General features: G+C 42.4%; 16 protein-coding genes and 1 pseudogene. 14 read left to right on the forward strand and 3 right to left on the reverse strand.

What is annotated here, in order from left to right; all coding sequences use genetic code 11:
- Positions 1 to 259 precede the first annotated feature (259 nt).
- From O9323_RS19390 to O9323_RS19440, 11 genes and pseudogenes are all read left to right on the forward strand, one after another.
- A pseudogene (locus O9323_RS19390) lies at positions 260 to 956 on the forward strand (IS1 family transposase).
- Between the two features lie 199 nt (positions 957 to 1,155).
- Positions 1,156 to 1,284: a hypothetical protein gene (locus O9323_RS19395; protein WP_262382324.1), complete on the forward strand. Its 129-nt coding sequence runs from the start codon at positions 1,156 to 1,158 to the stop codon at positions 1,282 to 1,284.
- 50 nt (positions 1,285 to 1,334) lie between these two features.
- Positions 1,335 to 1,658: a toxin-antitoxin system TumE family protein gene (locus O9323_RS19400; protein WP_004158751.1), complete on the forward strand. Its 324-nt coding sequence runs from the start codon at positions 1,335 to 1,337 to the stop codon at positions 1,656 to 1,658.
- A 354-nt stretch (positions 1,659 to 2,012) separates the two neighbouring features.
- Complete coding sequence (locus O9323_RS19405) at positions 2,013 to 2,645, forward strand: DUF305 domain-containing protein (protein ID WP_004158753.1); 633 nt, start codon at positions 2,013 to 2,015, stop codon at positions 2,643 to 2,645.
- A 226-nt stretch (positions 2,646 to 2,871) separates the two neighbouring features.
- Positions 2,872 to 3,768, forward strand: a complete 897-nt coding sequence (locus O9323_RS19410; RefSeq protein WP_024970495.1) for an ABC transporter permease — start codon at positions 2,872 to 2,874, stop codon at positions 3,766 to 3,768.
- A 94-nt stretch (positions 3,769 to 3,862) separates the two neighbouring features.
- Positions 3,863 to 4,195, forward strand: coding sequence for a hypothetical protein (locus tag O9323_RS19415; RefSeq protein WP_002742482.1), 333 nt, complete (start codon positions 3,863 to 3,865; stop codon positions 4,193 to 4,195).
- Between the two features lie 200 nt (positions 4,196 to 4,395).
- Positions 4,396 to 4,587, forward strand: coding sequence for a cytochrome b6f subunit PetP (gene petP / locus O9323_RS19420; RefSeq protein WP_002742483.1), 192 nt, complete (start codon positions 4,396 to 4,398; stop codon positions 4,585 to 4,587).
- Between the two features lie 22 nt (positions 4,588 to 4,609).
- Positions 4,610 to 5,686, forward strand: a complete 1,077-nt coding sequence (locus tag O9323_RS19425) for a Get3/ArsA fold putative tail anchor-mediating ATPase NosAFP (protein WP_024970494.1) — start codon at positions 4,610 to 4,612, stop codon at positions 5,684 to 5,686.
- 6 nt (positions 5,687 to 5,692) lie between these two features.
- Positions 5,693 to 6,682 (forward strand): chlorophyll synthase ChlG, encoded by a 990-nt coding sequence (gene chlG, locus O9323_RS19430; RefSeq protein ID WP_004158757.1) that lies wholly within the window; start codon positions 5,693 to 5,695, stop codon positions 6,680 to 6,682.
- A gap of 401 nt (positions 6,683 to 7,083) precedes the next feature.
- The gene (locus O9323_RS19435) at positions 7,084 to 7,812 is read left to right on the forward strand and encodes a Bax inhibitor-1/YccA family protein (protein ID WP_002776167.1); all 729 of its coding nucleotides are present in this window, start codon (positions 7,084 to 7,086) and stop codon (positions 7,810 to 7,812) included.
- Positions 7,813 to 7,900: 88 nt separating this feature from the next.
- The gene (locus tag O9323_RS19440; protein WP_002742489.1) at positions 7,901 to 8,071 is read left to right on the forward strand and encodes a CAB/ELIP/HLIP family chlorophyll-binding protein; all 171 of its coding nucleotides are present in this window, start codon (positions 7,901 to 7,903) and stop codon (positions 8,069 to 8,071) included.
- 51 nt (positions 8,072 to 8,122) lie between these two features.
- Here the strand turns inward: O9323_RS19440 and O9323_RS19445 are convergent, their stop codons facing one another.
- Both O9323_RS19445 and acsF read right to left on the reverse strand, forming a co-directional pair.
- Entirely contained in the window at positions 8,123 to 8,743 is a 621-nt protein-coding gene (locus O9323_RS19445; RefSeq protein ID WP_104396311.1) for a neutral zinc metallopeptidase, read from the reverse strand.
- Positions 8,744 to 9,100: 357 nt separating this feature from the next.
- Positions 9,101 to 10,159 (reverse strand): magnesium-protoporphyrin IX monomethyl ester (oxidative) cyclase, encoded by a 1,059-nt coding sequence (acsF, locus tag O9323_RS19450; protein WP_288125602.1) that lies wholly within the window; start codon positions 10,157 to 10,159, stop codon positions 9,101 to 9,103.
- Between the two features lie 189 nt (positions 10,160 to 10,348).
- Between acsF and rpmF the strand changes: the two genes are divergently transcribed.
- The 3 genes from rpmF (at position 10,349) to O9323_RS19470 (ending at position 12,044) form a co-directional block, all read left to right on the forward strand.
- Positions 10,349 to 10,531: a 50S ribosomal protein L32 gene (rpmF, locus tag O9323_RS19455; RefSeq protein WP_002742494.1), complete on the forward strand. Its 183-nt coding sequence runs from the start codon at positions 10,349 to 10,351 to the stop codon at positions 10,529 to 10,531.
- A gap of 88 nt (positions 10,532 to 10,619) precedes the next feature.
- A complete protein-coding gene (locus O9323_RS19460; protein ID WP_002737593.1) occupies positions 10,620 to 11,219 on the forward strand; it encodes a sulfite oxidase-like oxidoreductase in 600 nt (199 codons plus the stop codon).
- 348 nt (positions 11,220 to 11,567) lie between these two features.
- Positions 11,568 to 12,044, forward strand: a complete 477-nt coding sequence (locus O9323_RS19470) for a hypothetical protein (protein WP_004158767.1) — start codon at positions 11,568 to 11,570, stop codon at positions 12,042 to 12,044.
- A gap of 457 nt (positions 12,045 to 12,501) precedes the next feature.
- Here O9323_RS19470 and O9323_RS19475 read toward each other — a convergent pair.
- On the reverse strand, positions 12,502 to 12,664 hold a 163-nt coding region (locus O9323_RS19475), incomplete at its 5' end, for a transposase (RefSeq protein WP_288125603.1).

Raw genomic sequence — 12,664 nt, forward strand, 5'->3', positions numbered from 1 at the left:
GAAGATGCAAGGGTGATGCAAGGGTGATGCAAGGGTTTTAAGAGATTCTAGCAGATTTAAGTGCATTTGGGAAGCTCTCAATCAAGCTAAAAGCCCTTTCCTGTAAGGTTTTTACCATTATTCAGCAAACCCTATTTACATTCTTCTCCCCCAGGGCTGACGCTTGCTAGAATGAAATCCCGCTTGATTTGTGGTAATGAGACAGTTTATGTTAGATTTTCGGCGTTGCATAATAGAGATATGAATGGAGGAAATCAAAATGCAATGCCCTGAATGCAAATCTACCCATATCCGTAAAAATGGCATCAATAAACAAGGTAAACAAAATCATATTTGTGTAACCTGTGGCCGTCAATTTATTGATAACTATGAAAAACAGAAAGGCTATGACGAAAAAACGAAGCGAGAATGCCTAACTGCCTATGTTAATGGGATGGGATTTAGAGGAATAGAAAGGTTAAAGGGAGTTCATCATACGACCGTAATTAATTGGGTAAAATCTGTGGGAGAATTATTGCCAGGGGTTCCTATGACCCAGAAACAATTCCTGAAGTAGGGGAACTGGATGAATTGGAAACCTTTGTTGGCTCAAAAAAAACAAAATCTGGGTGTGGACAGCCGTTGACCACTTTAAAAAAGGAATTTTAGGTTGGGTAATCGGAGATCATAGTAGCGAAACGTTTCGCCCATTATGGGAATTAGTTAAGTCTTGGGGATGCTATTTTTATGTGAGTGATGGATGGTCAGTTTATCCATGTTTTATAGCAGAGGGCGACCATATAATTTGTAAGACTTATATGACCAGAGTAGAGGGTGAGAACACACGTTTAAGACATTATCTAGCCCGATTGCATCGCAAAACACTCTGCTATTCTAAGTCTACAGAAATGTTAGGATACTCTATTCGTTTATTAATTCATTATCTGAAGTTTCAAGAAGTGCCTATTCCTTACTGATTCATAGCTTAATTCAGCAACGCCAGATTTTCATCTATCTGTTCAGCCTGAAACAGAAAAACGCCTTAAAAAGATTTTAAACTCCATCAAAGATCAAGAAAAATTTGCCCAAAGCATTATTGATTATCAGATTGCCGAATTACAAAAAAGCAATTTGAATCTAAAATTAGATTTAGCAGCTCTGGAAAAACAATATCAAATGACATCCAAAGAATTTTATCAGCAATTTTCTCGCGGTATTTTAGGAGATGAATCGGATTTTATAGTTTGGTCTGGACTATATGAAATGCTTCTTCAAAACGAGGCTAATCTCCAGGAATTAAAATGATTGAAGCCTATTTTTTGCAAATCGAAAAAACCATTTGAGAATTTCCCAATGTGAGATATTTATCACTGACCAAGAAAATTGATAACGCAAGTCAAGGCTATGTTAATAGTTCAATTATTTTTGAAAATAATCATCGCTTAGACTTTGTTGAAGTTAAAAATACTGACACAAAACCAAAGATAAAATATCGCTATCATTACATGAACGAAGCTCAAGTTATGATCTTCCGTTATGATAATGCACCCCATCATGTTGAAATTGCCACTTTCCCCCATCATAAACACGAGGTTGATGACATTAAAGAAAGCCTTGAGCCAACTCTTGAGCAAGTGCTTTTAGAAATCGCAGAAAAACAACGAAATCTAAAACCGTAATTTTCTGTTAGAATTGCAGTAATCCGCCAATTCAAAAATGAAACGCATCAACCTCAAGAGGGAGCATCTCACCTTTGTAACCCCTAAATCAGGTTTTTATGTCAAGCTATTTTGAAAGCCTTGCTGGAAACCAGTTTTAGAGATAAGTATAATTATTCACTTGCATAAATGAGATGCTCCCACCTCAAGACCTCAAGACCTCAAGAGTTGACAAAGAAAGGCTCATCAGGTACTGTCTGAGCCTTATCGGAAGTTAACGACGGCGGGTGAGTTCAGCCTTTAGACTGCCAATTTCTTGGTCAAGATAGTTCCGGTTACTTTTGGGCAGGTGCTATACTGTAGTGAGGTTTGTAAATGGTTTCTCCCATGAAAAATAAAGCCATTATTGTACTGGGGGCGGTTGCCGCTCTTGGGTTGGCTGCAACCTCAACTTTACTTATGACACGTCCATCTGGAAATTCTCCAGATTCCGCCTCTGCTCAATTTTCTCCCAACGGCATGGGTATGATGCATCATATGCAGGTCAGTAGCGAGTTTAACTATCTTGCCCAAATGATTCCTCACCATCAGGAGGCAATCGATACCGTCCAGGTTATTCTGACACGCACTAGTCGTCCTGAGATGAGGCAGTTTGCTCAAAAGATCATTCAAGTGCAAACTGCTGAAATTGCTCAGATGAAAAACTGGCTCAACGAGTGGTATCCCGGAAGGAATATTAGCGTCTCCTACGTTCCCATGATGCGCGATCTGAGTCAACTTCAGGGCGATGCTCTAGATCAAACTTTTTTACAAGATATGATTAAACATCATATGGGAGCCGTGATGATGTCGCAAATGCTCCTGAATCATAATCTGGTGAAGCATCAGGCTGTCCGGCCTTTTGCTGAGAACATTGCCACTAGCCAGCGCCGGGAAATTCAGCAGATGCAAACTTGGTTGATGGCTTGGTTTGGTGATCGCAATCCAATGGGTGGGATGCATCATTAGCTGGTATTGCGATCGCGATTTTGTCGGGTGCGTTCCCTAATGCAAGTACGCTTAACTGATACAGAAGTTCTGGTGTCCCCTAAAACCAGAGACTTATCGCCTCAAAATAAAGATAACTGCTATATCCTTCTGTTCACTTTAAAATAAAACCGTTAGCTTGCTGGGGATTGAGAGTGACAATCCCAAAATCTCTACCTAAACCCTTCCCTTTCGAGGTAAATATTTCATGAGCCAAACGATCACACCTTCTTCCTTAAAAGCTAGTTTAGCCCCCAATACGACTAGAGCAGCAACGGTGGACGATGGGGGAAATGTGCTAGGGGAATTTCTGCAAGAAACTCTGGCCATGACTAAACGTCTGTTCATCCAATTAAAACGTCGTCCTTCAACCCTAATCGCGGGGGTAATTCAGCCCTTTATGTGGCTGATTTTATTTGGAGCTTTATTTTCTAATGCCCCCCAGGGACTATTCGGCAACGATCTCAGTTATGCTAAATTTCTCGCCCCCGGAGTGATTGTCTTTACCGCTTTTTCCGGGGCCTTAAATGCCGGTTTGCCGGTAATGTTCGATCGAGAATTTGGCTTTCTTAACCGTCTCTTGGTAGCACCTTTAACCACTCGTTACTCGATCGTGGCCGCTTCTACCATCTATATTATCGCCCTCAGTTTCATCCAAACCGCCTCGATCGTGGCCGCTAGTGCCTTTTTAGGGGCCGGATTACCCAGTTTAGCTGGATTAGGTGCGATCGCTTTGATTGTTTTCCTAATAGTTTTGGGGATGACTGCCTTAAGTCTCAGTTTAACCTTTGCCCTACCCGGACATATCGAATTAATCGCCGTCATTTTCGTCACCAATTTACCGCTTTTATTTGCCAGTACCGCCCTCGCTCCCTTAAACTTTATGGCAGATTGGTTACAAGTAATCGCTAGTCTCAACCCTCTTACCTATGCGATCGAACCGATCCGTTATATTTATTTCAATCAGCACTGGTCTTTTGATAGCATAGTCTTACAAACCCCTTGGCTTGACCTCAATTTCTTGACAGTTTTAGCCCTACTCTTAGCTTTTGATCTGCTAATCCTTTTAGCAATTCAGCCCTTACTTCGTCGTCGTTTTGCTTAAATCAGTTATCAGTTATCAGTTATCAGTTCACTGATAAGCTTGTAACTTTCTCACCACCAAAAACAAGATAATTTTCTGAGGAGTTAGTTAGATTATGAATACTCAAAAAATGTTAATCAAATCGTCTTTATTTCTAGCTACCATTCTATTAGTCGGGGCTGATTTTAATCCGCAATTGTTAGCTCAAAGCTTGAACCCCAGTCAGCCGGATTATCAAAAAAATGAACGTAGTTCCGATGGCAGGGATGCTCTCGGTGGTTTTGATCCTTTAGACTTGATTCATAATAGTAATTTTCGCCGTAGCCGGGACGGATCGGAGTTTCAGGAAGATACTCGCAATAATATCAACCAAGCGGCTGAGGAGTTTAAACGCAAGCAAAGAGAACAACTGGAAAATCTGCAAAATTCTGCCCCAGAAACCAAATAAAACCCCTTTTTGATTTGCCTTTTGCCCATCCTAACCAGGAGGTTGATTTTGTCCTATTGCTTAGTATATATGATCGCTAAGTGCAGATGATCTGAGAAAGACCGATAACTGAAGAGCATTGGGGGGTTTATCTTACACGAATTTATATTAAACTTAGGATTGGTTTATTGAATTATCATCTTATTAAAACTGTGGAAGTAATGGAAATCGGGCAAAAAGTCAAGGTCTGTCGCTTAAGAGACCGCGTTAACTCGGATGTAGCGGGTAAATTGGGTAAAGTGGGTGTCATCAAAAATTTTAAGATGACCGATGGCAGCGGTGTTGGTGCTGTTGTCCAGTTCGATGATAAAACCGCTACTTGGTTTTTTGAAGATGAACTCAAACTCATCTAAATATAACGCTTAGGAACTAATTATGTCCTTAATTTTGACCTTTTTGGGCAAGGGGGGCAGCGGTTGCAGTACAATAGCGATCGCTTCGGCAAAGAAAATGGCTGGTCTGGGGTCAAAAGTTCTCTTGATCGGTCAGGATCCTAGCCCTGCTTGGGGATTACTCCTCAAGGCCTCCCCTAGCTCCTCCATTACAGAAATTGCCCCCAATCTCTCGGTTGTGCAGCTTAGTAGTACACATTTACTAGAAAAAAGTTGGGAAGAAGTCAAGGAATTGGAAAAGCAGTATTTGCGTTCTCCCACCTTGAAAAATGTTTATGGTCAAGAGTTGGGCGTTTTACCCGGAATGGACCAAGCTCTAGCCTTAAATTTCCTGCGGGAACAGGATAAAAGCGGAAATTACGATGTCATCATCTACGACGGCAGCGGAGATATCAACAGTCTGCGAATGTTGGCGATTCCAGAGGTGGGCAGCTGGTATTCACGGCGTTTTCGCCAGGTTTTCAGCGATTCTGAGATTGGTCGCACCCTTTCTCCCTTTTTCCAACCAATCGCCGCCGCCGTGCTGAATTTCTCCTTTAATCCCGACGGTTTAGGGAAGAAGGTCGATAATAACATTCTAGACGAGGGACGTTCCGCTTTAGCCGATCCTCGGCGAGTTTTAGCCTATCTAGTCACCAATGATGATCCAATTGCGATCGCAGAGGCCAAATATCTTTGGGGTGGGGCGCAGCAAATCGGTTTAAATGTGGGGGGAGTGATTTTTAATCGCTGTCAGAGTGCCACCGAGGATTTTGCCCCGCTGCCGGCGGCGATTTTACCCGACCGTCAAGGAGAAGATTGGCAGGAGTTAATCGCCGAGTTACCCAATTTTCTCACGGTGCAGCCGCCCAAACCGTTAATAATCGATACGGCAGCCGGTCAGGTCAAGGTTTATTTACCCGGATTCGAGAAAAAACAGGTAAAACTGACGCAATCGGGTCCAGAATTAACCATCGAAGCCGGGGATCAACGGCGTAATATTGATGTACCACCGCCTCTGACCGGAAGATCGGTAAAAGGGGCAAAATTCCAAGAAGGTTACTTAATTATTTCTTTTTAAGGGATTATGTCGAACAGCGAGATAGAAAACAAGGATAATCGAGGCGCAAAAACTCGCCAATTATTGGGCATGAAAGGGGCCTCATCGGCAGAAACCTCCCTCTGGAAAATCCGCTTACAATTGATGAAGCCGATCACTTGGATTCCCCTAATTTGGGGGGTTGTCTGTGGGGCTGCTTCATCGGGTAATTATACTTGGTCTTTAGAAGATGTCTTAAAAGCGGCCACCTGTATGTTACTTTCCGGTCCATTGATGACTGGTTATACCCAAACTTTAAATGATTTTTACGATCGAGAAATCGATGCAATTAATGAACCCTACCGTCCGATTCCTTCGGGGGTGATTTCTATTCCGCAAGTGGTCGGCCAGATTTTGGTTTTATTAGCAGGTGGGTTAGGAATATCTTATCTTCTCGATCGCTGGGCTGGTCATGATTTCCCGATCATGCTCTGTTTAACCCTATTTGGTTCTTTTATTGCCTATATTTATTCAGCGCCACCCTTAAAATTAAAACAAAATGGTTGGCTGGGAAATTATGCCCTCGGTGCTAGTTATATAGCATTACCTTGGTGGGCAGGTCACGCCCTTTTTGGTCAGTTAAATGGGACAATTATGATCCTAACCCTCATCTATAGTCTGGCGGGTTTAGGCATTGCTGTAGTTAACGACTTTAAAAGTGTGGAGGGTGACGAAAAATTAGGCTTAAAATCCTTGCCAGTTATGTTTGGAATTACCACTGCAGCTTGGATTTGTGTGATTATGATCGATGTTTTTCAAGCGGGAATTGCGGGCTATCTGATTAGTATTCATCAGAATCTTTATGCCGCTATTTTACTGTTATTAATTATCCCTCAGATCACTTTCCAAGATATGTATTTTCTGCGGGATCCGCTCAAAAATGATGTCAAATATCAAGCCAGCGCCCAGCCTTTTCTGGTTTTAGGAATGTTGGTGACAGGTTTGGCTTTAGGTCAGGGGATACTCGGAAGATTGTAATTAATAAAAACAGGAAATATCCAGTTTACGCGACATAATCGGCTTGAATTGGGCTTCTGTTTACGGTGACTTGAGCGGTCAAGGGGGGTGAAAATAGATTTTCGGTTTGATCCCCCCTGCCCCCCTTGATAAGGGGGGTGCCGATAGGCGGGGGGATCCCCCCTTGATAAGGGGGGTGTCGATCCCCCCCACCCCCTTGATAAGGGGGGTATCTGACAATTTTTAATACCTACCTACTTAGCTCGATCCCTAGTCTTTTCGTTACAATTAAGAGGGAATCGATGCCGGGGGAAAAATTTACCTTTTTCTCTTCCCTCCGATTCGCCATTCTTGACGAACTAATCAAGAATAGTTCCTGTTTAACAAGATTGATTGAGACAAGTATCTCGCACCCTATCACCATGAGTAATACCAGTAATTTTCGCCAAGCTTTACGCGAGGCTAAAAGCCAAGCACTTATCGGCCCCAATGTTATCCCCAAGGCCCTGCCCTATCTCGGTGGTGGTCTAATTTTAACTGCGGTGGGAACCTATGGCGGTTTAGGTGTGATCCAATCCTATCCCCAGATTTTCTTCCCGACTTTCTTTGTCGCCCTGGTTGCCGAGATTATTTTATTTTTTGTCGCGCGTAGTAGTGCGGAAAGCGGCAATAAAAGCACTGCTCTGCCCCTCCTGACCCTCTATAGCCTTCTTTCTGGCTATACTCTCAGTGGAATCGTCTATGTGGCCCTAGGTACTTCCGGTGTTGGTTTGCGAGGAGTGGCAATTGCTGCCCTCGGTTGCGGCCTCGCTTTTGTGTTGGGACGCAATATCGGCTCGAATCTGTCGGAAAAAGATGGTTTGGCGCTGACTCAAACCGTTAGCATCGGTATTCTCGCTCTTTTTATTGTTCTCATTGGTCAGCTAATTTTCTCTATCTTTGGTGGCGGTACTCCCACCTGGTTAGAAATCGCTATTTCTGGCATCGGGGTTTTCTTGTTTGCTGGCTCCGCAGTGGTGGACTTTTACATCTTGCCCCGTACCTACAGAGATGAACAGTATCTCAGCGCTGCTTTATCGATGTATTTGACCTATATCAACCTATTTATCTTTATTCTGCGCCTTTTAATCGCTCTTAACGGTCGAGATTAGGGCAAATAGGGAGGAGTTAGAAATTAGTTACAACCTAACTTCTAACTCCGCTAGAATAGTAAAGAAATGTAAACGGCCTGTAAAGATCATGACTGAACCACAACCGACTCAAACCCCCAAATTAGAAGATCCCAAATTTGGTTTTAATGACTATGCCGAGCGCCTCAACGGTAGAGCCGCTATGATTGGTTTTGTGATCACTCTGTTGATCGAGTATCTCACTGGCCAAGGTCTGTTATCTTGGTTAGGGTTACAGTAGTTTTTTAGGCTTTTTTAGGCATTCTATGGGAAATAGAGCCTTGAGTGTTAGTTAACGCATACAGGCTTGATGATTTTCCCCGTAGAATCCTTGTAAGACCGAATCACCTCGCTGTTGTGGTGTGCCGTGGGAGTTATTGGGAGCTTCAAAATCGCCCACTTCCGAGGCCGCTTCCGCTAGAAGTTTTCCTGCTATTATATAATCCTGTTTGGATAAACTTCTTGCTTCGGTAAATAACCAGGAAAGGGTATCTCCCGCTAGACAATCGGCCTGTAATTCAATGCCGATGCTCATTCCACCTTCATCGATGCCACCGATACCCCGATTCCACTGAACAGCGTGAGCAGCCTCGTGAGCGACGGCGTAAAGGGGAAATAGGGGATTATCACTAATGCGAGTGACTTGCTGGAGATTGACGTAAACTGTATTATCTACAGTGCAGAAAGCCGCTAGGGAAATTACACCGCAGGGAGTGGTTATCGGGCCATCACTTAATAAATACTTAAAATTGATCTGGTGTAATTGAGCCGTATATTCAATTACCGCTTCTAGGGCATCCGTAATATCGTCTGCTTGCGCTCTCTGGGCTAGAGGGGATAAAATCAAGAGGGAACTACAGGAAACAGCAGATATCAGGGATAATAAACGTTTACGGCCAGAGTTAGGTTTCATGATACTAACAAAGTCGGGAGTGAGGAAAAAGTTTAATTGATCTGAATTAGCCTACCGCCACGATTACAATTCTAAAGGCTATATCTAAGACTTCCAGAGAAAATACAGAATTTACGCAGCTTTTGATCGAAGTTTACAGAATTTCTGGTCAAGGTTTAGGAAATTAATTTGGCACGACCACTTAGGGTCTGCTGAAAAAGTTTTTCGTGGGGGTAGGGTGTAGGGTGTGGGGTGTAGGGTGTAGGGTGTAGGGTGTGGGGTGTAGGGTGTGGGGTGTAGGGTGTGGGAATTATGAATTATGAATTGGAAATTGGGGAGTTTTTTGCTGTGAACTGATAACTGATAACTGATAACTGATTAAAGTACCATTTCTCTGGTGGCCTCTGCATCTATGGGTTTAATTAGATACAATCGCAACAGATCTCCGACGATACCTAGCTGTAAGGGTAACTTACGGACTGTTTTTAGCCATTGAGGAGCGCTACTTTCATCGATCGCTTTTAATTGTAAATTACGTTCGGCACAACGGTTTAAACGGGGGAAAAATTGGGGATGGTCCACATTTAAAATGGTGGGAAAAGCGCGAGCGGAGGTATTATTAGTCTGACGAATTACCTCTTGATCAAAAGCGATCGCATCCATTCCCAAAGCATCATAAAAGTCTGAGCGTTCGCGTACAGTTAAACTATGGGTAGCAAAGACGGAAAGCAGGAAAAAACGACTCCATAATTTCGATCGCCAATTATTCCACAATTGTGGTTTAGCTCGCAGTAAGGTTTTAAAGATATCTCCGTGGCGATTTTCGTCCTGACACCAACTCTCGAAGTAATTAAAGAGAGGATTAAATTTATACTGGGGATGTTCTTCTAAATGACGATAAATGAGGATATAACGCCAATAACCGATTTTTTCGGAGAGATAGACCGTATATAAAACCCATTCAAGGGGGAAAAAGGTGTAGGTGCGGGTTTTAGTAATTTTGGCTAGATCGAGGGAAATATTAAAGTCAGCCATGGCTTTATTGAGAAATCCTGCATGACGCGCCTCATCTCTAGCCATAAGATGAAATATCTCCCCTAACAAGGGATTACGGCTTTTTAGTTGTCGTGACAGTTCCTTAAATAACAAAAAGCCAGAAAATTCGGAGATACAGGAGCGTTCTAGATAATCTATAAAAGCATTTCTCGTTTTTTCATCGAGATTATCTTGATAGTTCTCAAATTCTTGCTGACGTTCAAAGTGATGCCGGTTATAATCGGTTCGCATCTCCTCTAACATCGTTTTGATTTCGGTTTCTTGCAAAGAAAGGTCAAAATTAGCGGCAGCCTCAAAATCGGTGGTATAGAAACGCGGGGTGAGGATAGTTTCGCGCAGAACAGCTTTTTTCTGGGAGGGAGGTTCGACGGTAGTGACCATGATGGAAATTACTTGACTACATAGCTATATAGGATTTTAAACATAAATAGGCAGGCCAATGATAATTATTAAGTTTTATCAATATTTTGGGCAGTAGTGAGCAAGGGAATCAGACAAGTTGGCGAGCCGATTAGGGAAATAGGGAGTAGAATAGAAAGGTTGTGAGTCTATAACTATCGTTAAAATACTATGGCTTGTCCCAAGAAGAAAACCTCAAATGCCAAGCGCGACCAACGGAGAGCGCACTGGAGAAAGCAAGCGGCTCGGGAAGCGCAAAAAGCCTTATCTTTGGGTAAATCTGTTCTTTCTGGTCGTTCTAACAGCTTTGTCTATCCCACTAAAGAGGAAGAAGAAGGGGAAGACGAGGAATAACTTGATGATGGGGAGTGAGGTGGAGAAAACCTTTTCGCTCCCTAGTATTTTAAGATTTGTTTAGGGTTTTCGTTGTGAGTCTCAACTAATGTTAGGCAAATTCTTTAAAAAACCAGAATCTCCCGATCAAGACCGAGTTCCTCCGGGCCAATATCTCGCTAGTGGTTTTCCTGTGCTTACCTACGGAGATACTCCCCAAATCAAGACCGAGGAATGGTTATTCAAGGTTTGGGGAAAGGTGGCCACGACTAAAATTTTTAACTGGTCGGATTTTATGGCCCTTCCGCAGTGGGAATTTACTAAGGATTTTCACTGTGTCACCCGTTGGTCAAAATTAGATGTGACTTGGACGGGAATTAAGGTATCGGATTTTATCACCTTAATTGACCTGTTGCCGGAGGCTACCCACGTCATGCAACACTGTTATGGGGGTTATACGACTAACCTCACCCTAGAGGAATTCCTGCACGAGGATAATTTTTTCGCTTTTCAACTGTTTGGTCAACCTTTACCCCCCGACCACGGTGGTCCGCTGCGTTTAGTTGTCCCCCATCTCTACGCTTGGAAAAGTTCTAAATGGATTAATGGCTTAGAATTTCTCGATCGAGAGCAATTGGGTTTCTGGGAACTTAATGGCTACCATCGACGAGGTGATCCCTGGTTGGAGGAACGTTATGGCGGTTTTTGACGATTTTTGTCTTAAAATCGGGTAATATCAGCAAAAGGAAGTTACCCCCCCCACAAAAGATCATTTGGGTTTCCTTTCCTTGTACCCATGTAATTGAAGTTTTCTTAAGGTTTATAGGGATAGAAAGAGTCCCTTATAGAAATTCCCCGGAAGACTGGTTGTAGTCATTGATCACTGATAACTGAAACAACGGACCTCTTAGGTTTGGTGGGTAAAATGTATTCTAAGATACAGTCTTGCGAGCAAGAGATCTAATGAACCACAGAGACACAGAGGACACAAAGACCGATCGCTACTATATAAGTTAAACTTATAACACAAAGAATAAGAGAGCCAAATAACCGACTAATGAAAAAGATGATATTGACTTTACTATTAGCTTTGCTTTTAGTTGCTAACATGAATAGCCAAGGGGTTTTAGCGGTGACGATCGATTTTCAATGGTCGGGAAATCAGGGTTATACAGCTAAAGGTTCTTTTAGTTATGATGAAAAAACGGCCCCGACTATCTTTTCGGAAAAAGGTTCGGGAAAAATGCGAGTCTTAGAAGATTTTCAGGTATCTTTTTATGATAACAGTGGTCAAGAGATCGCTAAATACGATAATGTCAGCGAGGGAATTTCCTCAGCTAATTATTTTCAGTTTAATTTTAATACAAAAACCGGTCAAGTTTTTGGCTCGATCGATCTAGGGGGTGAAGGGATGGGGGAAATCTATCTTCAAGGGGTGGTTAAGGATAATTTGGCACTGTTGCGGGTGGAGTCGGTAGATCTGGTCATGGATGAGGATGATTCACCGGAAATTATTGTTCAATCTTGGCATTGATTAGGATATATAATTGGTACTTTTGGTAAAATTTCCTAACTATAAAGCCAATCATGGAAGAAACTATCAGTATAGACCTCGTTTCCACACAGAAACCAGAAGAGCCAATAAATTTTCGCAGTAATAAATATTGTCTAATGATCTGACCAGCTTATTGAAAAGTAATTTAATATCTTATAATTGTATCTAGGGATTTTGGCTCTTCGGGACTTGGTATGGTTCGATAGGGGAGCATAAATCGACTCAATCCTTATCTGGCAAGAGATTTAATTGATTAGTTCGCTCCAGATCGCAAACAATTGACAAAAATTGCGGCAATGTCTGTCTCTATAAAGGTTTCATTCCTTATAACCCCGTCCATTGCATAAGACAAACCGAAGAACCGGGATTTTTTAGAAGATGAAGCAATGGGAATTTTAAAAAAAATTTCAGGCTCTTCGTTACCCTTTATGCTAAATCAACATACAAGATGCCAAGATAACATACTTCTAACCCAAAAATTCCGAAAGTTTCTAAAGCCATAGCTTCTCCGTTTTATTAGTTTAAGTTTATTGTTGATTCCCTCGACCACCCCATTAGTTGTCCTTCGCTCGAAATAACTAATGATTTCTCCAAACCAG

The organism is Microcystis sp. LE19-131.1A (genome assembly GCF_027532015.1).
Lineage (GTDB): Bacteria > Cyanobacteriota > Cyanobacteriia > Cyanobacteriales > Microcystaceae > Microcystis > Microcystis ichthyoblabe_A.